Source organism: Novosphingobium kunmingense (genome assembly GCF_002813245.1).
Lineage (GTDB): Bacteria > Pseudomonadota > Alphaproteobacteria > Sphingomonadales > Sphingomonadaceae > Novosphingobium > Novosphingobium kunmingense.
Map to the genome: position 1 here is coordinate 158,271 of NZ_PHUF01000007.1, position 19,763 is coordinate 178,033.

A 19,763-nucleotide genomic window follows, 5' to 3' on the forward strand; every position below is an offset into this window, starting at 1 on the left:
TGTTGCCAAGGGGCCGAGGGACTATGAACGGTGGTTTGATTGAAGGACACAACGCGGAAACGGGGATTGCCGGTCTTGATGACGTATTGTCGGGTGGGCTTGATCGAGGACGGGTCTACCTACTCGAAGGAAGTCCGGGAACCGGCAAGACAACAATCGCGATGCAGTATCTTCTCGATGGGGCCGCCAAGGGCGAACGCACGCTTTTTATAACCTTATCAGAGACTGAAAGTGAATTACGGGGGAGTGCGACTTCTCATGGGTGGTCACTCGATAACATAGATATTTTTGAACTTGTGCCCCCTGAAAGCTTGCTCGACGACGAACAACAGCAGAGCCTTCTCTATTCTTCTGACCTCGAACTTGGCGAAACCACGAAACGAATTTTTGAGGCGTTTGAGCGTGCACAGCCCGACCGCGTCGTTTTGGACAGTTTGTCGGAAATTCGTCTGCTCGCGCAAGGCTCCCTGCGATATCGCCGTCAAATCCTCGCCCTAAAACATTATTTTGCAAAGCAAAATGCAACCGTTCTCATGCTGGATGACATGACAACCGAGCAGAATGATCGGACGGTTCATAGCGTAGCCCATGGCGTGGTTAAGCTGGAAGAATTGTCTCGCGATTATGGGGCTGAACGGAGAAGGCTACGCGTTGTCAAATACCGCGGAAGGCGTTTCCGTAGCGGGTACCACGATTTCGCCATCAAGACTGGTGGCGTTGAAGTCTACCCCAGACTTGTATCGTTAGAGCATCACGGGAACTTTTCCCGTGACACTATTGCTACTGACAGCAATCAACTCAACGCCTTGCTAGGCGGAGGCGTAGACCGAGGCTCCAGTGTCCTGATCCTGGGACCGGCAGGGACAGGAAAATCTCTTCTTGGTCTGACCTTTGTGAACGCCACGGTGGCTCGCGGCGAGACTGCTGCCATATTTATTTTCGATGAGGAGCTTGGCCAGCTCAAACAAAGGGCGCTTGGTCTTGGCATCGATCTTCAAAGGCTGATCGACTGCGGGCAGCTCATAATTGAACAGATAGACGCCGCAGAAATGACACCTGGAGAGTTCTCGCAGCGGGTTCGAGAATGCGTTGAATTGAAAGGTGCCCAGACTGTTGTAATCGATAGCCTTAACGGCTTTCAGGCAGCAATGCCTGAGGAAAACGCGTTAGTCCTGCACATGCACGAGTTGCTTCAGTATCTTAATAGAAAAGGCGTTTCCACCTTTCTTACGGTTGCGCAGCACGGGCTGGTTGGGGACATGAAGGCACCCGTGGATGTGACGTACTTGGCAGACACAGTAATCCTGCTCCGATACTTCGAAGCCCTTGGCCGCGTACGTCGCGCAATATCCATTGTTAAGAAGCGAACGGGTTCGCACGAAGACACGATACGCGAGTTCCGGATCAATGCGAATGGATTGACGCTGGGCGAGCCTCTCACCCAATTTCAGGGGGTACTCCGCGGTGTACCGACACTCATTGACCCGGCAGGAATGCTACTAGCCGATCCCTCTGCATGATCCCCGAGTTTTCAGAACGAGCCTTGATCCTTGCCCCAACGGGGCGGGATGCCGATCTTGCTGCTCAGATGCTCAGCGAGAAGGGTATCCGCACAACCGTCTGTTCAAGCCTTGGTGAATTAGTTGCAGGCCTTGAAGAAGGCGCCGGATTTTCAGTAATTGCGGAGGAAGCGCTATTCGGCAAGGATTTGAGGGATCTCGACAACTGGATACGCGCGCAACCGGAATGGTCTGATTTACCGACGATCTTGCTGACTGTTCGGGGGGGAGGCCTAGAGCGAAACCCATCAGCTGGCCGATATCTCGAAACCCTTGGAAGCGTCACCTTCGTTGAGCGGCCGTTCCATCCAACAACGCTGATTAGCCTCGCCCAATCGGCAATTCGAGCCCGCCGAAAGCAGTACGACGCACGTGCGCGGCTCGTGGAATTGCACGAAAGTGAGACACGCTATCATACTCTTTTCGATACAATGGACGAAGGTTTCTGCGTCATTCGCTTCCTTGACGGCGCGGACGGACCTTTAAGCGACTATGTCCATGTGGAAGCCAATCCCGCCTATGAACGGCATGCAGGAATTCCAAATGTCGTCGGCCAGAAAGTTCGGGAGATGGTTCCAGATGAAGCCGCTTCCTGGGTTGCCACGTATCGGGAGGTCCTTCTCACGGGGGTTCCGATTCGTTTTCAGCAGGAACTGGTCGCGACGGGCCGACATCTAGAACTCTCTGCCTTTCGTATCGAGCCTCCCAGCCGCCGCGAAGTGGCTGTGCTCTTCCAGGATGTAACCGAACGAGCGATCGCGGAAAATCAACTTAGGGTACTGAATGCGACTTTGGAGCGAAGGGTCGACGAGGCTGTCGCACAACGAGAGAGCGCTACAGTTCAACTGCGTGAGGCTCAGAAACTCGAAACCCTCGGGCAGCTGACAGGCGGCCTTGCACACGACATGAACAACTTGCTTGCGCCAATCATCAGCGCACTGGATCTGCTTCAGCGCAGGCACGGCAAGGAAGATCGATCAGGGCGCGCGCTCGACCGGGCTCTGCAGTCGGCTGAACGTGCGAAGACGCTTGTCAGTCGAATGCTTGGCTTTGCTCGTAAACAGGCCTTGGTCACGACCGCAGTCGACGTGCATGACCTCCTTCACGGCATGGCCGACCTGATCGCCAGCTCGGTCGGTTCAACAGTGGGCGTGTCGATCGAAGTCAGCGACGGCTTGCCGGCAATTCTTGTTGACGCAAATCAGCTGGAACTCGCGATTCTAAACCTTTGCATCAATGCCAAGGATGCGATGACCGGTGGGGGACAACTGAAAATCGTGGCCACGAAATTTGCTGGTTCGGCGACCCGACTGCCCTCCAACGATCAGGGTTTTGTTTCAATTGCAATCATAGACACCGGGATCGGCATGGATGCCGAAACCTTGGCCAAGGCTATCGAGCCCTTCTTTTCAACGAAGGAAGTTGGAAAGGGGACCGGCCTGGGTCTCAGCATGGTTCATGGCTTCGCAGCGCAGACTGGAGGCGCATTCAATCTGACAAGCTCAGCTGGTCAGGGGACAACGGCAGAACTGATCCTTCCCGCCACATCAAAACAAATCGAAAACGCAGGTAACGAAATGGAATCTCATCTGAACGCGCAGTCGTCACTTTTCCTCCTCGTTGATGATGAGCCGCTGGTGCGCATGGGCACAGCAGATATGCTGGAAGAACTGGGCCACGAGGTTCTTGAAGCAAATAGCGGGGCCGAGGCGCTGACGCTTCTTGCAAGCCGGACAGGCATCAAAGCAGTGATCACGGATTACACCATGCCTGGCATGACCGGCGCGGAATTGATCCAGCGGATCCGGGAATCGGGAAGTCAGGTGCCGATCCTGCTCGTCACAGGATACGCGGCCAGGGACATCGACCTCGATGTGCCGCAACTTACAAAGCCATTCCGATTGGCGGAACTGGAGCAGGCCTTGGAAGCGCTGTGAACGCTGGCAAAGGGGCTTTCCCGGGTAGCTTCCGACGGTGCTGTCAGTCTAATGCGAACTGGTCTCCACTTGGCGCAGTTTGCCCTACCCACCGACAACCTAGGCGAACAGGTTTTGCCACTCGGCCAGGGCGGCCGAGCGTCTCTGCTTGTAGGTCTGTCGATCGACGAGGTGCCGTTCCTGGTTGAAGTGGTTGGTGAAGGAGGCGTGGACCGCGGTGAACTTCTGCAGGGTCTTCATCCTTCGGAACCGGAGCATGGCTCGCTCTCGCCTTCGAACAGGCAGGTGACTGCATTCTGCGCGGTTATTCGCCCACCTCCCCAGCTCCTGCTTATTCGTGTTCCCGAGTAGCTTCATCGCCGCTTTGTACGACCCGAGGCCATCAGTGGTGATCGCCTCGGGCGAGCCGTGCCGCTTCAGCGTCTTCTTCATGAACCGCAGAGCCGCGGCCTTGTCGCGGGTCTTGGTGATGTAGCTCTCGAGGACCTCGCCCTCGTGGTCAACAGCCCGCCACAGGTAAACCATCTCGCCGTTCACTTTGACGTACATCTCATCGAGATGCCACTTCCAGTGCCGGTAGCCCCGCATCCGGCTGACCCGCTGGCGCCGGATGTCCGCAGCGAACAGCGGCCCGAACCGATTCCACCAGAACCGCACCGTCTCGTGGCAGATGTCGATACCGCGTTCGAATAGCAGGTCCTCGACGTTGCGAAGTGATAACGGGAACCGCACGTACATCAGAACCACCAAGCGGATAACCTCAGGCGAGGAGTTGAACCGGCGAAACGGGCTAGGCGGCAACGCTCGAGATTTGCGGGGCATCAGCCGCCGCTAGCAGGTGCCTCCTTGGTCAGACAGAGCCATCTTCCGCTAGCAGGTGCCTCATTGGTCTGACAAAGCCCCGGAACGGCAGGTCTTAGGGCGCAGTTTGCGTATAGCTGCCCTTCGTCGCGGCCATGTCCGATGGCAGCCACGCGCCCCATGTCGGACGTTCAGGCTCTCCCAAACGATGCCTGAAAGCGGACAGGCAGCTTTGCCCTGGTTATGCGCACCGCCAATGTCCGATTATGGTTGGTTTGCCGACATTCTTGTCGATCGAATAATGACGAGGCATTGCGTTGATCCTGGCACAACCGGCGCTATTTATCCGTGATGAGACAAACGTTGACGAAGCCAATGTCAAATTCGCGTCCGTGGATAGTGGTTTTGATCATAATGAACGCCCTGCTTCTAGCTGCAACAGCATCGTTACTCTTCAGCCAATTGGGTCCGGTGGCCGAGCCACGCATGGTCACTCCGCGCGGAGACCTTGGCGCAGATGAACGCGCCACTATCGACCTGTTCCGCAATGCCCGAGAGTCCGTTGTCTTCATATCGACACGGCAGCGAGTTGCCGATTTCTGGACACGTAATGTCTACAGCGTGCCGCGCGGATCTGGCTCCGGTCTCGTATGGGATGGAGCCGGCCATATTGTGACCAATTTCCATGTCATCGAGGGTGCATCCGAAGCACAAATACAGCTTGCCGACGGGCGCCAGTTTTCCGCCACTCTGGTCGGTGTGAGCCCACAACACGATCTTGCTGTCCTAAAAATTGGCGGTGCAGGCTTCACTGCGCCTGCCCGGGTGCCCATAGGCACGAGCAGCGACCTGCAGGTCGGACAGAATGTCTTCGCGATCGGAAATCCGTTCGGCCTGGACTGGACCTTGACCAAGGGCATTGTCTCGGCACTGGATCGTTCGCTGCCGAACGAAAACGGCCCCGACATTCGGCACCTGATCCAGACCGATGCCGCAATCAATCCGGGAAATTCGGGTGGCCCGCTACTCGACTCCGCTGGCCGACTAATCGGGATCAATACCGCGATATACAGTCCCTCCGGGGCATCGGCAGGAATCGGCTTTGCTGTGCCGGTCGACACGGTGATGCGCGTTGTGCCGCAGCTCATTTCCGAGGGGCGCTATACGCGGCCCAGCCTTGGCCTCGAAAGCGACGACGATATCAACGACCGGCTCAAGCGCGCTTCAGGGATCGAGGGTGTTTTTGTCCTGCGGGTCGATCCCGGGTCGGTAGCCGAGCGCGCCGGTCTGGTCGCAGCGCAGCGCACAAGGCGCGGCGTGGCTCCCGGGGACATCGTTACCGCTATGAACGGCAAACCTGTTTCGCGGGTCGGCGACCTGCTCGCCCGCCTTGACGACTTTCGGGTCGGGCAAAGCGTTGAACTGACGTTGATGCGCGGCGGCGAGGTGCGAACGGTCAGGCTCGAACTCGAACCGGGAAGTTGATGCACAAAGAAGGGCCGGTCCCATGGGCAGGACCGGCCCTCTTGGCTGCCATTAACTGGCGTTGATCGGGATCGTCTTGCGGCCTTTTGCCGCTTCTGAGGTACGCGGAATTCTAACGGTCAGAACGCCGTTGCGGAAAGCGGCCTCGACCTTGTCTTCGTCAATCTGCGAGGGAAGACCGATGCGGCGCTCGAAGCGGCCGTAGCTGCGTTCGGAATAGCCGCGTTCCTCGTCGCTGGTCTCGGACTTCTTCTCACCCCGGATCACCAGTTGATGATCGTCTAGGCTGATTTCGATGTCTTTTTCCTCCATGCCCGGCAGTTCGGCCATGACACGGATTTCCTTGTCGTTCTCCGACAACTCCACACGCGGCCAGCCAATGCTGCGTCCGATGGACGGCAGCGAGGGCATGGAAAACCCGCGAAACATATCGTCGAACAAGCGATTGATATCCCGGTGAAGCGACATCACCGGATGATCGACCCGCTCCTCCTGCCGGGGAACGATGTCCTGGCCCTGGATCTTCCAGGGAATGAGATCGCGAATAGCCATCTCGACATTCCTTCTTTCATCCGACTGGTTGGGGCACAGCCCATCAAGCGAGGCAGGTGCGCACACTCACCCCGCCGAGCATTATTGCGGCTTAGGCCGCCTTGTCTTCGGTCAGCTGCGGCGTGTCGTCGTTGACATGCTCGCGGCTTCCGATGGAGATCTTGCGCGGCTTGAGCGATTCCGGGACGATCCGCTGGAGCGAGATCGTCAACATGCCGTGTTCATAGCTGGCCTCGCGCACCTCGACATAATCGGCTAGCTGGAACCGGCGCTCGAACGCGCGGGCCGCGATACCGCGATGCACGAACTCGACACCTTCCTCGTCCTTTTCGGTCTTCTGACCAGTGATAACGAGCTGGTTTTGCTGTGCGGTGATGTCGATCTCGTCCGGACGGAATCCGGCCACCGCAAGGGTGATCCGGTAGCTGTCTTCGCCGGTGCGAACGATGTCGAACGGCGGATAGCTGTCCTGCGTCTCGGCGCGGAAGCTGTTTTCGAGCGCATCGAACAGGCGATCAAAGCCGACGGTCGAGCGGCGATAGGGGGTCAAATCAAATGCAGTTCTCATTTCCAAATCCTCCTTGTTGAGCAATCTGGGCATGAGAGACGCCGGGAACCAAGAGCCGACGCCCTCTGTCCAGCCGGACCCATTATGGCATCCGGCACTGATAGAATTAGAAGCCGCTCAATCGGTTTCAAGATTTCCCGAAAAAAGGTTTTTCAATCGTTCTTTCAGTATCTTGCAAACAAGGACCAGGCGCACCGACACAGGCACGCCTGGTCCTCTTCCAGGAGAAAAAATGAGTAAGCCCAGCCCCTTTTTACGCGGTCTGCCGATCGGGACTCGGGCGAGTGCCAGCCCAGGATTGCATCTGGTCCTTGAGCGCCAGTTTCAACTTCTTAAGGCGGGCAATCAAAACTTCGTCAGGCCGGGGTCGTTTGCTTTCCTGCCGGATTTTATCCTCCAGCCGTGCATGTTCGCGTGAAAGATACTCCAGATACCTGTCGGCCATAGACTCCTCCTCTCTCATTCGACCGATTGATCCGTTAAGCCCCGTTCAGAACCTGCCCGGTGTCAGGCCGCGTGAGCAGGTGCCGAACTGGCATTGCTAACTGCCTGGTGTTCGCGGATTGGAGAGCGCGGTACGATACCGCGCTCTCCTCTCGCGATTAGAAGTCCATCGCCGGCATCGGGGCAGGCGCGTTGTCCTTAGGCAGTTCCGCCACCAATGCCTCGGTGGTGATCAGCAGCGAGGCGACTGAAGCTGCATCCTGCAGCGCCGTGCGAACGACCTTCGCCGGATCGATTACGCCCGACTTCACAAGGTCTTCGTATTCGCCGGTCGCGGCGTTGAAGCCGTGGTTGTAATCGTCACCTTCGAGCAGCTTGCCAACGATATAGGCACCGTCCTCGCCCGCATTTTCGGCGATCTGGCGAGCCGGTGCGCGCAGCGCGCGGCGCACGATGTCGATACCCGACTGCTGGTCGTCATTGGCGGCCTTGAGCCCTTCGAGCGACTTGAGCGCACGCAGCAGGGCGATACCGCCACCCGGCAGGATGCCTTCCTCGACAGCGGCACGGGTCGCGTGCAGCGCATCGTCGACGCGGTCCTTGCGCTCCTTGACCTCGACCTCGGTGGCACCACCGACACGGATGACGGCGACGCCGCCAGCCAGCTTCGCCACGCGTTCCTGCAGCTTTTCGCGGTCGTAGTCGCTGGTCGTGGTCTCGATCTGGGCACGGATCTGGCTGACCCGGGCGTCGATGTCGGCCTTGTTGCCGGCACCATCGACGATGGTAGTGTTGTCCTTGTCGATGATGACCTTCTTGGCCCGGCCGAGCATGCCGATCGTGACGTTCTCGAGCTTTGTACCAAGTTCCTCGCTGACCACATTGCCGGCGGTAAGGATGGCAATATCCTCCAGCATGGCTTTGCGGCGATCGCCGAAGCCGGGTGCCTTGACGGCCGCGACCTTCAGGCCACCGCGCAACTTGTTGACCACAAGGGTAGCAAGGGCTTCGCCTTCGACGTCCTCCGCGATGATCAGCAACGGCTTGCCCGACTGCACGACCTGTTCGAGCAGCGGGATCAGCGCCTGCAGGTTCGACAGCTTCTTCTCGTGAATGAGGATGTACGGATCCTCGAGTTCCACCTTCAGCTTTTCGGCATTGGTCACGAAATAGGGCGAGAGGTAGCCGCGGTCGAACTGCATGCCCTCGACCGTTTCGAGCTCGGTATCAAGGCTCTTGGCTTCCTCGACCGTGATCACGCCTTCATTGCCGACCTTCTCCATCGCTTCGGCAAGGATGCGGCCGACGGTTTCGTCGCCATTGGCGGAAATGGTTGCGACCTGCGCGATCTCGCTGTTGGCCGACACCTTCTTAGCATGGCTTTCGAGGTCCTTGACCACGGTGCCGACGGCGAGGTCGATACCGCGCTTCAGGTCCATCGGGTTCATGCCGGCAGCAACCGCCTTGGCACCTTCGCGCACGATGGCTTGGGCCAGAACGGTGGCGGTGGTCGTGCCGTCACCCGCCTTGTCGTTCTGCTTGCTGGCGACTTCGCGCAGCATCTGCGCGCCCATGTTTTCGAACTTGTCCTTGAGTTCGATTTCCTTGGCAACGGTGACGCCATCCTTGGTGATGCGGGGAGCGCCGAAGCTCTTCTCGATCACCACGTTGCGCCCCTTGGGGCCGAGAGTTACCTTGACCGCATTTGCAAGCGTATCCACGCCGCGCAGCATGCGATCACGCGCGTCAGACGCAAACTTTACTTCCTTCGCAGCCATTTTGGCCTGCTCCTTTCTCTTCTTTCGATTGAACTGAAGATTGGGTAGATTGCTTACGCCGCCTTCTTGAATTCGGCGGTGGTTTCGATGATGCCGAGAATGTCGCTCTCCTTCATGATGAGCAGGTCCTCGCCATCAATCCGCACTTCGGTGCCGGACCACTTGCCGAACAGGACGCGGTCGCCTGCCTTGACGGCGGGTTCCACCAGCTTCCCGGAATCGTCACGCGCACCAGGGCCCACGGCGACGACTTCGCCTTCCATCGGCTTTTCCTTGGCGGTGTCGGGGATGATAATGCCGCCGGCCGTCTTTTCTTCGGCCTCGATGCGGCGAACCAGCACGCGATCGTGCAAAGGTCGGAAATGCATGCATAACCTCCATTACAAAGCGAAATGAGTTACAGCGCCTCCCCCGGATGATCGGCAGGAGGCAGTGCGCGATCTAGTTTTGCTGAAAACGGCTTCAAGAGGTCCAAACCAAATTTTTTGGCACTCGCCGATTGCGACTGCCAATGGGCACTTTCCGTACGCCTTATCAGGGTCTTGACGGTCTGAAATGGACTCACAAAATATGGTGAGCGGAGCAATCCGCAGTGAGTGATCAGCGGCAAGGCAGAAAGGAGGATGTTCCTATGTCGCAACCATTCGCGCGCTACCTGCATCCGTTCGATGTAGCGCATCATCCCTCGCTTGAGCCCGAAGTGAAGCGAGCCATCCTGGCTTCCTGGGCGTCCGATCGGCATGCCGTCGAAAATCATCCTGCAATGCGCCAGCCTCCCGAACTCAAAGCTCCGGTTTCCGTTGACGATGTATTCGCGGCACTGCGCTCGCTCGACGGCCCAGACAGCCAGCCCACACTGCAATGACCGACCGCGCTTTCCTGGTTCAGCTGGAAGGATACGGGCTGACCACGGCAGAAATCTGCTATTTCATGCCGGATTACCCCTCGCTCCTGCAGATTTATGCCTGGCAGGAATACGATGCAGCACCGGATTTTCCGGTGCTGTTCGATTTCCTCGCGCATTGGCGGCGCGAGATCGAGGCGGAGATAAGGTCAGTCCGAATCGCCCATGAGAAAATGATCCGGCCAGCGAGCTGGCGTTCGGCGGACGGCGTGATCTCGTGGGAGTAGCAGAGCCGGGTGATGGAGCTTGCAGGCCCGTATTCATGCTAATGGAAACGAACTGCTGACTAGTAAATTCTAGAAACCTTCGCCCACTTGAGAGGCTGCTTTCCCATTTTCTCGCACTGAAAGCTGCCAGTCGGTTTCCGGCCCAGGAGCCGTCAAATCGTGCCGCTCGGAATGATGTCCGGTTTCGAGCTCGGACTGAAGCGACATGAACGTCGGCTATGTCAGCGACTGCCGACATACCCAACTGCCGTCACGACGGTTTGACGACTAACGTCTCCGTTCCGAACGATGGCAACTTCGAAATTACAGACCTTTTCCTTAGCTGCGCCACCGGCACGGTGGCTGCAGCTATCGGGATTCGCGGGTATCAGTCGCCGCCTGCAAGTGCCCGGTTAGTTTCGCAGAGCCCGAAGTATCCTATCTCCAAACTTTGCGGTTCAGTCTTAGTGTGACCGGTTTTCCAAGATCCTCCGCATTCGCACCCAGAGCAAAGCTGTATTTGCCCTTACTGATCACCCAGTTACCAGATTCAAACTCGCCGACTGTCCTGGGTTCAATCATCATCGAGATCCTGCGTGTTTCGCCCGCTGACAATCCGACCCGCTCAAACGCAACCAGCCTCTGCCTCTGTCCGACTGGCGTGTCTGTGAGGTAAAGTTGAGCCACAGATGTCCCATCGCGATTTCCGGTGTTCCGCAACGTGAACGAAGCGGTCATGCCATCCATCTTGAGGTCGCTGGTTTCAAAGGTCGTGTAGCTCAAGCCAAAACCGAACGGGAAAAGGGCCTTATGTCCCTGCCGTGCGTTCCACCTGTAACCCAGGTCCGATCCCTCTATGTCGTAATCCACTGGCAACGGACCTGCGCCGACAGGCTTGCGCCCGATAAAGTCGGGCTCAAGCCAAGCGAAGCCGTCAAGCTTCGGACGGGGCAAATGCGCTTCACTGCTGGGAAAGGTTATCGGCAAACGCCCGGAAGGATTTGTTTCTCCGAACAAGACTGAGGCGATCGCCTCTCCGCCACGAATACCCGGAAACCAAGCTTCGACCACCGCTGCCGTCTTTTCGAGCCAGGGCATAAGTACAGGGCCACCAGTCTGCAGAACGACGATCGTGTTTCGGTTGGCGTCAGCAACTGCGGAGATCAGGCTATCCTGCCCGTCAGGCAGCGACAGGTCCGCCTGGTCAAATCCTTCCCCCGACCACTGGTTGGCAAAAACGATTACGACGTCCGCCGCCTTCGCGGCCGCGGCGGCTTCGGAGAGGGACCGCCCGTTGCGGAAACGGACGGTTGCATCCGGGGCCTTCGCTTGGATCGCCGCGAAAGGTGATGAACGATGATAGACAATGTTCATGAAGCCGGCGAACGGACCCGTACCGCCTACCGGGATCGATGCGGCGGGGCCGCCGTCACCGATGACCTGGCTTGAGCCGGCACCCGAAAGCACACCGGTGGTGGCAAGGCCGCCGATGACCAGAATGTTTCGGGCAGTCTTCCCCAAAGGGAGCGCGTTGCCACGGTTTTGCAGCAGGACGATCCCTTGCCGCGCAACCTCTTCGGCAATCTTGGCGTTGGCGGCATAGTCGATCACCCCGCCCGGCATGGCCGGATTGCTGTCGAGTTCGCTGGCGTAGATCGAGGTCAGGATCCGCTTGTTCATATCATCTAGGCGGCGTGACCACGTGGCACTCCCACTGGCAGCTTGAGCGAGCTTGTCACCGAAGAAAACCGCAGTATCCAGTTGCTCTCCCGATTGCTGATCGAGACCCTTGAGTGCTGCCTCGATGTTTGGGACGGCACCCCAATCCGACATCACGAAGCCCTTGAAGCCCCAATCCTGCTTGAGAACACGGTTCAGAAGCCAATCGCTCGAACAGGCCTGTTCACCGTTTACGCGGTTATAGGCGCACATAACCGAACCGGGCGCGCCGATCTCCAACCCAAGCTCGAAGGCCAACAGATCGCTTTCGCGGGCGTTATCCTCGCTGATCCTGACGTCAGCGAAGTGTCGACCGGTTTCCTGGCCGTTGAGAGCCAAGTGTTTGATGGTCGCTATTATCTTGTTGGATTGGATCCCACGAATGGCATGGCCGACCAACGTGCCGGCAAGCAATGGATCCTCACCGAGATATTCGAAATTGCGGCCGTTTCGGGGGTCGCGCATCAGGTTGACGCCGCCGGCGAGCATCACGTTATAGCCTTTTGAGCGGGCTTCAGCCCCGATCATCCGGCCACCTTGTTCGACAAGGGCGGGATTCCAAGATGATGCCATCGCCAGTCCCGACGGTAGCGCCGTCGCGTTATCCTTGCGCAGGCCGCCAGCGTAGGCAACGCCCAAGCTGGCGTCGGTTTCTCGCAAAGCCGGCACGCCAAGCCGAGGAATGCCAGGAATGTAACCCGCGCCCGGAACGGCGTCGGCGGGGATTGGCGGCGAATTGGCGGTCAACGGCAGGGCCATGATTCCGTGGGTCATCACCGTCTTTTCGGCTGCCGTCATCGCGCGCACAGTCGCTTCTGCGCGCCTTTCCGCTGCGGCCACATCCGCCTGTGTCTGTGCCGCGACTGGAGCGGCAAAAAAAAGGATTAGGGCGGATGCTGCCGTGCCGCCGGCCCATCGGTCTGTAATTATCATGACCCGTCCGATCTTGTTTGCGCGGCCGTCAACACAGAATTGACGGCCTGCAGATACGCTGTCGATTAGAACTTCGCTTGGATCCGCGCATAAATCTGGCGGCCAAAAGGATCGGCTATGCTGGGCAGGTAGCCATTGAAACGGGCGAACCCGGGAGCCGTATCGAAGGCGTTGATCATGCCCACAGCCAGTTCGTACTTGTCGTCCTGACCAAGCTTGACCGAATATTGGACGTCGAACACTGAAAACGCTTTGATCTTGCTGGTAGCGGTGGCGGGGATGATCGATCCGGTGCCTGAAGTGTTCAGGCTAAGCCCCTGGTCATCGACCACCCCGGACGTGTAGCGCCACGTCGTAGAAAGGCTGTGCCGTCCGTAGCCAAAATCAATGCCCGACACGGCGCGCCAGCGCGGCGCGGCCGACGAAGACAGGGGAGACTGCACGAACTGGTTACGAAAGCCGACGCCGTTGTAGACGATCGACGCTGCCCCCGGCGTGGTCGAACCGATGTCGATGTCGTATTTGAGCAGGTAGGTCAGGTTGCTGCGCAGGCCGATCTCCAGTTCGCCCATATCGAACGAATAGGCCGCGGCAAAATCGATGCCCGACGTCTGCGTCCCGCTGGGTGCGTTGAACGACGTCACCTGTACTGCCTGGATGTTGCCGCTGGAATCGCGGATCACGGCGGGGCCGTTGGGGGAAGCGTTGACGACTGCCTGAGCGCTCTGCAACTGGATCTGGTTCTTGTATTTGTAGCTCCAGTAATCGACCGACAGGCGCGCCCGCGGCACCGGCAGCACGGTCGCCCCAATGTTATAGACGTCCGCGGTCTGCGGCTGCAGGCCCGGGTTTCCGAAGGTCTGAATTGTCCGGAAGGTCGTGTCAGGCGGTGACTTGGTCGGATCGGTAACGTTGCCGACTCCGGTTGATATCAGGCTGTTGCTACCATTGGAAATAGTCGGCGCCTGGAACGCCCGGCTAGCTGATCCGCGAACGCTGATTTCGGGAATGATCCGCCAGTTGATGGCAAGCTTGGGCGCGGTCGTGTTGAAGCCGCCGTAATCTTCGTACCGCGCGGCGGCATTTACGTTGAGCCCATCGATGACTTCGTAGTTCGCTTCGATGAAGCCGCTTTTTACGTTGCGCCGGAAACTCGTGTTAAGCCGCTTGCCAAGGAACCCGCCGAAGCCGCTTAACAGCAGATCGGAATACTGCGCTGTCGAGTTTTCGCGGCGGTATTGTCCGCCAATGGCGACGTCCAGATTATGGCCGCCTATCGTCGCCAGCGTTCCGTTCACGACCGCTTCGGCCAGATAATATTCGCGCTTGAAATCGAAATAGACGTCGGTCTGAAGATTGTGGATCAGCGTCGGATCCATTTGTTGGAGGTTGCCCTGCAAAGGGCTGTAATAAAGGCAGTTGCCCGCGCCCGCAACGGCTCCGCCGCCTGCTCCGTTGAACAGGTAATTGCAGTTTGGCCCACCAAATCCGTTCAGCGCGGCTTGAAACAGATTCATGTCGGTATCTTTGTCGCGCGCGATCGTGTGCGAACCGGAGTAAGACACGTTGGCCGTGTATTTCCATCCCGCGAACAGGTCGCCGCGCGCGCCAAGCACGTAATGCTGATTGTCCACCGTGTCGCGCATGACGCGGTAATCGTACCCGCCCGGGAAGCCCTGCGCTCCGATGGCGCGGCCCAGGAAAATGACCGGAACCCGGAAAACGTTGTAAGGGTTGGCCGCCGGCATCGTCGCATTTCCGGCGTTCTGCGCGTAGGAAGGCACGCCGAAACGCTTCGATTCCTGGTGATAATACGCCAGTTCAACGAAGACTTCCTGGTTGTCGGCCACTTCGATCGTCGTGTCGTTGTGGATGTTGATGCTTTGTGAGCGCGGCCGGATCGGGTTCTTGGGCTGGAAATTGTAAGCACAGTTTCCAAGGCCGAACGTCGCGCCGGTAGCGGGAATGTACTGGCTTTCCGTCCCCGCCGCGCCGCAATTGGGATCGACGACTGTCAAGCGGCCGTTGACGGCTCTGGCATCGTAAAGCGCGGTATAATCGTTTCCGCCAATCACCAGGTTCCCGCCCGACGCGTTGGTCGGCCGGGCAAGCAGCGTGTAGCGACCTGGAAAACCCGCGCCCGAAGGATTGAAGAAATTGGTGATCGCCCGGTCCGAATTCTGCAGGTTATCGACGAAGCGGTAGGACGCGGAGGTTACGGAGCGGATCGTGTCGTTCCCGAGACCGATCATGCCCTGGACGTTCCACGAGCTGGATTTGTCGATCCCGGTATACTGCGCCGACAGCTTCACGCCTTCGAAGCGCGTGTTGGTGATGACGTTGAACACACCGGCCACCGCATCCGCGCCGTAGGTCGAGGAGGCCCCATCAAGAACCGTCTCCACCCGGCCGATCGCGATATCCGGAGTGAGGGCATTCAAATTGACGAAATCGTCGCCGCCCTGCGGGGTAACCCGGCGCCCGTTGAGGAGCACCAGCGTCGAGCCAGCTCCCAAGCCGCGCAAATTGACCGACCGGGTATCGCGCGTGTCAGCGCCGCCCTTGGCAAGATCCTGCATCCCTCCGGCGCTGCCGACATTCTGCGGAATAAAGCGGGTAAGGTCACCAAGCGAGCTTACGCCCGTCCGGTCGAGAGCCTCGGCGTCGACAGTCAGAACGGGAGAAGCTCGGTCTTCCTGACGAACGCCACCAAGATAGGTGCCGGTTACCACGATCTGCTGCGTATCGTCTGCCGGTTCGCTCTCCGTGGTCGTCTGGCCGAACGCGGTTCCCGCTGTGATGCCAAGCCAAGATACGGCAGCCAAACCTGCCGCGATGCGAGCCGAACGCGGCCGAATTGAACGACGTTCCATTATAGTCCCCTCCCGTAGTATTTCGCGATGTCGGTCACCGTGTCTGGACGGAGGCCGCAGTGGCCCGCATCATCGACACGATGACGGCATTCACTAAGTTCATTGTCAGAATTGACAGAAACCAGCGATCAGCAGAAATACAAACTTCTGATCAATCAATTCACTTCAGTTATCGATCTGAGACGAGGACATCGCTTGCTTTGGCCTGTTCAACCAGCTTTTCAGCGTCTTGCGTCGTAATCCAGCCAGCTGCTTGCTGGCGCGCGGCGGCGTCGCGGACCCGTGCGACGAAACCATCGTGCGTGCCGTAGCGTTCTTCCAACGAAGGGCGGGGATCTCCAACAGAAAGCCGCGCGGTCCGTGTTGCGACGAACGGAATAAAGCCGCCGGCAAAGCCGCAACCAGAGCCCGCGTCGAAACCACGCGCCACGACGTTCCAACCCAGGTACGTTCCCAACGGAACTATCAGCTGAACGGACCTTACGCCTGCCATTTCGTTCCCGTCGGAATCGACCCGAGGCACGCGCTGCGGAATTTCGCCCCGCAATTTTGGCGGGAGCTTCAACAGCACCCCGCTAAGGTCTTTGTAGCGTAAGCCATTTCCGAAGTCCTGGTTCTGCAGCTTGTTCAGCTTGCCATCGGGCTGCGGTGCGCCGGGAATAGCTGGCCACCCCAATGCAGACGATTCCGCCTTGACCAGATCGCCTGCCGCCAGGGTAGGATATTTGCTTGGCGGCGGCGCGCGACCATCGCGCACCCATTCGACCAAGCGTTGCCGCAAACCAAGGAACTCTGGCAACATCGGATTGGGATTGCCTGCCAATGTGCACCCTTCCGGTACGGCTTCGCCGCCCATCGGAAAACCTCCAACATAGGATCCGCCATGGGTCACCGAAGGAAAGTAATAACGGCGCACATTCGAAGGCAAAGGTATGTCTCGATCGGCACGCGTGCCAATCAGTCCTGGCGCCATTCGCAGGCCCCAGAACTCAGCCGATCCAAAGGTCTCGATAACCTTGGGGCAGGTGCTGGTAGCCTGGCAGCGATCAAGCAGAGACGAAGTGCCGCGTCTTCGAGCGGTGTCATGGTATGACGACCACCAAAGCGAACCCTCGCTGCCCGGTTCGCCCGGACGCGCCGCGCCGCCTGGGACTGCAAATCGTATATTCAGCGGCACTTGTCGCGCTGCAATATTCGGGTTGATCCCGTCAAAGACAATCCGCCCGTTTTCGTCCGCATTGAAACCGAGATTGACAAAACTTTTCAGGAAGTTGCCCGATTGCGACGTTCCAGACGCAACCGCCCAACTGATCAATCCGGCGGGATTGACGACTCCCGAGGCGCCTGACGTCGGCGCATGACGCAGAAAGGCGATCAGATCGCGCGTCGCGGCCAAGCCCAGGCCGAGAACCTTAGGGTCTTTGGCCGTGTAAACCAGCGAATAGGCAGCCGCTTGAGCGAAACCGCCTCGGACGCACAATTTGGCCGGGTCCGGTTCACCAGGGAACGGTTTGCGGGAACAGTCGGCAAAAGCCCAGTCGCGCGCTTTGACCGCGCGACGCGGACCAGATTGCCCCATTTGAACGGTAAGCTGCGCCCGACGCGTATCCAGACTGACGGGTAGCGGCATGGCGGTTGGCCGACCGATGCTGCCGACGATGGCGGCCGACGCCGTCCCGGGTGGCATATCGACGAAGCGGACCAGGACCGGTCCTGTCAACGGCTGTCCGTCCGATCGCCGAGCTGCCGGCGCGCGGAGCGTCTGCAACCCCAGCCCTTCGGCGATGTCGCCTTGCCAGCCGCTCATCACCTGGACGTGGCCATAAGGATTGGCTGAAACAAAACCGTTCCCGCGATTGGGCACGTCGTAAAAGAGAACCCCGCTACGCTTGTCAGGGGCGACCGGGCGCGCAAGCGTGAATGTTGCGGAGTATTCGACCAGACCCCGGGAATTGCGCGGAGCAAATGCAATATCGGTTATGATGGCGTTGCCGGGCGCTTTCGGATCCACTTCGCCGTAAAAGCGGCCCGAGACGATCTCGTAATCAGGAGCCCCGGCCAGGCGTGGTGCGGGCAAGACGCTGTCGATCTCGACGCGCTCGACCTTGGCCCCTGCGTTGACTGGCCAGAGTGCGGCGATCGCGAGACCAAATACAGCAAGTGGGGCAATTCTGCTTCTTGTCATGGCAGGTCATCCGGAATGTCAAGTGACAGCAATTGCATCGCCAAGGTTTTGCCATGCGCATCAAGCGCCAGTGTCCGCGTGACGCCGCCTGGCATCGCTCCCTCAAGAACAAAATTCAGCGCACCGATGCCAGGCAACTCAAACCGCGATACGCGCCGGCAAGCCAGCCCCGGAAAATGGGCTGCGACGCGGTCGGCCGTCACCCATTCGGCGAGTAGAGGGTAGTCGCCGAGCCGGTAGGCGATGACGGAGATCTGCGACGTATCGCCCTTATCCCCTGACCGCACATGGGCAAGTTCAGATAATAGCATGTCAAGCCACCAGCATTTCGACACTGACCTCAACACTGTCGCGCGGGATCAGCGTCGAGGCGATTGCCAAGATCTTGCGGGTCGCGCTGGACGCTCCGCCACCGCCGGCCGGTCCGTTGGTATACAGAGCCTCAACCTCAGCACCGATGCGCTCTGCCGAACTGCGATCATGCGCTCGACCGGAAATGCGGGCCAGAACTTCGCGTGGCTCCAACGCCTCGATCGGAGCGGTGCGTGCGACCGAGTTTACGCCAATCAGGTCAAGTGTCAGATCGTTCACCACAACGCCCGTCAGCGAGAGACGCTCTCGCACGATCTCGAACGCAAGCTCAGCGCGCGCACACGCACCTGGACCGGCGTAGGAAATCTGCCCCTGACCCACCCAGCCATCATCATAGCTTATCGACACTTTGAGAGTATCGGGCCGCCGGTGACCCTTGGCACCTGCAATTGCCACAACGTCGTCTCCGACAGGATCGATGGTGACTTCGGAAAAGTCGGCGATCACATCGGCCTGAAGGTAAGCCCTAGGATCCAGGACTTCATAAAGGAGCTGCTCTTTGCACGTAGCGACTGTCAGCGATCCCCCAGACCCTGCCACCTTGGAGAAAATTGCCGAACCGTCCTGGTCGATGTCGGCAAAAGGAAAGCCCAAGCGGGCGAGTCCGACCACGTCCTTTCGCCCGGGATCGGCAAAATAGCCTCCCGTTAACTGCCCTGCGCATTCGAGGAGATGCCCAACCAACGTTCCCCGGCCAAGCCGCGTCCAATCGTCCATTTTCCAGCTAAATTCGTGTATCAAGGGCGCCAAAAAAAGCGCAGGATCGCAGACACGCCCCGTAATCACGACGTCCGCCCCCTGTTGCAGAGCTGCTACAATGCCTTCGGCGCCCAGGTATGCGTTTGCCGACACCATCGAAGGCACAAGCGAACGGCTTGATCCCTCGCAATCTAGCAAGGGAAAATCGCCATGACGGATTATTTCCGTCACATCGTCACCCAGGACGGCGGCGACTTTCAAACTGTCGAGCTTCATCTCGCGCGCGATGGCGATGACGGCATTTGCCGCACCGAGCGGGTTGGCCGCTCCCATGTTTGTGATAATGGGCACACTGCGTTGCTTGGCAGCGGCAAGCACGGTCCGCATGCGCCGCTCCAGAAGAGGGTCGAAGCCGAGCCGACCATTGCTTTGCCGGCTTGCGTGCGCGATACCGATCGTGCGTTCGGCGAGACATTCGAAGGCCAGATAATCCAGATCACCCCGTTCGACCAGTTCGAGCGCAGGTTCGATGCGGTCCCCCGAGAATCCGGCACCGGATCCGATGCGCACAAGCCGGCTCAACTGATGCTCTCGAAAATGCCGACATAGCGCGCTTCGAGTGGCCGCTTGCCGAACGCAACTCGATAGACACTTTTACTGAGGAAAGACATGTTTGGACGTCCTGGCAATCCCGCTCCGGCACTGCTTATAAACAGGCAAGGACCAATCCAGCAATTCGACTTAATTT

The 19,763-nt window shown here is 58.8% G+C and carries 17 protein-coding genes; 5 read left to right on the top strand and 12 right to left on the bottom strand.

Annotated features, from left to right (window positions below):
* The first annotated feature begins 23 nt into the window (after nt 1-23).
* Nucleotides 24-1,520 (top strand): ATPase domain-containing protein, encoded by a 1,497-nt coding sequence (locus B0I00_RS16345; RefSeq protein WP_198519284.1) that lies wholly within the window; start codon nt 24-26, stop codon nt 1,518-1,520.
* Entirely contained in the window at nt 1,517-3,496 is a 1,980-nt protein-coding gene (locus B0I00_RS16350) for a response regulator (protein ID WP_100868473.1), read from the top strand. The genes B0I00_RS16345 and B0I00_RS16350 overlap by 4 nt, the downstream gene beginning before the upstream one ends.
* Nucleotides 3,497-3,595: 99 nt before the next feature.
* Here the strand turns inward: B0I00_RS16350 and B0I00_RS16355 are convergent, their stop codons facing one another.
* Entirely contained in the window at nt 3,596-4,318 is a 723-nt protein-coding gene (locus tag B0I00_RS16355; RefSeq protein ID WP_100868474.1) for an IS6 family transposase, read from the bottom strand.
* A gap of 393 nt (nt 4,319-4,711) precedes the next feature.
* Between B0I00_RS16355 and B0I00_RS16360 the strand changes: the two genes are divergently transcribed.
* Nucleotides 4,712-5,782, top strand: a complete 1,071-nt coding sequence (locus B0I00_RS16360) for a S1C family serine protease (protein WP_232730322.1) — start codon at nt 4,712-4,714, stop codon at nt 5,780-5,782.
* Between the two features lie 51 nt (nt 5,783-5,833).
* Here the strand turns inward: B0I00_RS16360 and B0I00_RS16365 are convergent, their stop codons facing one another.
* The 6 genes from B0I00_RS16365 to B0I00_RS17225 all read right to left on the bottom strand — a co-directional run bounded on the left by B0I00_RS16365 (nt 5,834) and on the right by B0I00_RS17225 (nt 9,881).
* The gene (locus tag B0I00_RS16365; protein ID WP_100868476.1) at nt 5,834-6,334 is read right to left on the bottom strand and encodes an Hsp20/alpha crystallin family protein; all 501 of its coding nucleotides are present in this window, start codon (nt 6,332-6,334) and stop codon (nt 5,834-5,836) included.
* A gap of 91 nt (nt 6,335-6,425) precedes the next feature.
* Entirely contained in the window at nt 6,426-6,902 is a 477-nt protein-coding gene (locus B0I00_RS16370) for an Hsp20 family protein (protein WP_198519285.1), read from the bottom strand.
* 253 nt (nt 6,903-7,155) lie between these two features.
* Entirely contained in the window at nt 7,156-7,347 is a 192-nt protein-coding gene (locus tag B0I00_RS16375) for a DUF465 domain-containing protein (protein ID WP_100868513.1), read from the bottom strand.
* A 157-nt stretch (nt 7,348-7,504) separates the two neighbouring features.
* A complete protein-coding gene (groL, locus tag B0I00_RS16380; protein WP_100868478.1) occupies nt 7,505-9,124 on the bottom strand; it encodes a chaperonin GroEL in 1,620 nt (539 codons plus the stop codon).
* Between the two features lie 53 nt (nt 9,125-9,177).
* Nucleotides 9,178-9,492 carry a co-chaperone GroES gene (gene groES, locus B0I00_RS16385; RefSeq protein ID WP_100868479.1) on the bottom strand — a complete coding sequence of 105 codons (315 nt, stop codon included), beginning with the start codon at nt 9,490-9,492 and terminating at the stop codon, nt 9,178-9,180.
* A 29-nt stretch (nt 9,493-9,521) separates the two neighbouring features.
* Nucleotides 9,522-9,881, bottom strand: a complete 360-nt coding sequence (locus B0I00_RS17225; RefSeq protein ID WP_198519286.1) for a hypothetical protein — start codon at nt 9,879-9,881, stop codon at nt 9,522-9,524.
* Between B0I00_RS17225 and B0I00_RS17335 the strand changes: the two genes are divergently transcribed.
* Entirely contained in the window at nt 9,780-9,989 is a 210-nt protein-coding gene (locus B0I00_RS17335) for a hypothetical protein (protein WP_232730328.1), read from the top strand. The two genes, B0I00_RS17225 and B0I00_RS17335, sit on opposite strands and share 102 nt — an antisense overlap.
* On the top strand, nt 9,986-10,255 hold the full coding sequence (locus B0I00_RS16395; RefSeq protein ID WP_100868481.1) for an usg protein: 270 nt from the start codon (nt 9,986-9,988) through the stop codon (nt 10,253-10,255). Before B0I00_RS17335 ends, B0I00_RS16395 begins: the two co-directional genes overlap by 4 nt.
* A 417-nt stretch (nt 10,256-10,672) precedes the next feature.
* On the opposite strand, the gene B0I00_RS16400 is transcribed toward B0I00_RS16395, so the two are convergent.
* The 5 genes from B0I00_RS16400 to B0I00_RS16420 form a co-directional block, all read right to left on the bottom strand.
* The gene (locus B0I00_RS16400; RefSeq protein ID WP_100868482.1) at nt 10,673-12,886 is read right to left on the bottom strand and encodes a glycoside hydrolase family 3 C-terminal domain-containing protein; all 2,214 of its coding nucleotides are present in this window, start codon (nt 12,884-12,886) and stop codon (nt 10,673-10,675) included.
* 65 nt (nt 12,887-12,951) lie between these two features.
* Nucleotides 12,952-15,711 carry a TonB-dependent receptor plug domain-containing protein gene (locus B0I00_RS16405; protein WP_157812612.1) on the bottom strand — a complete coding sequence of 920 codons (2,760 nt, stop codon included), beginning with the start codon at nt 15,709-15,711 and terminating at the stop codon, nt 12,952-12,954.
* 217 nt (nt 15,712-15,928) lie between these two features.
* Nucleotides 15,929-17,944 (bottom strand): alpha/beta hydrolase domain-containing protein, encoded by a 2,016-nt coding sequence (locus B0I00_RS16410; protein ID WP_100868484.1) that lies wholly within the window; start codon nt 17,942-17,944, stop codon nt 15,929-15,931.
* Nucleotides 17,941-18,255, bottom strand: a complete 315-nt coding sequence (locus B0I00_RS16415; protein ID WP_100868485.1) for an AtuA-related protein — start codon at nt 18,253-18,255, stop codon at nt 17,941-17,943. Before B0I00_RS16415 ends, B0I00_RS16410 begins: the two co-directional genes overlap by 4 nt.
* A 1-nt stretch (nt 18,256) precedes the next feature.
* Complete coding sequence (locus B0I00_RS16420; RefSeq protein ID WP_100868486.1) at nt 18,257-19,597, bottom strand: acyclic terpene utilization AtuA family protein; 1,341 nt, start codon at nt 19,595-19,597, stop codon at nt 18,257-18,259.
* Nucleotides 19,598-19,763 lie beyond the last annotated feature (166 nt).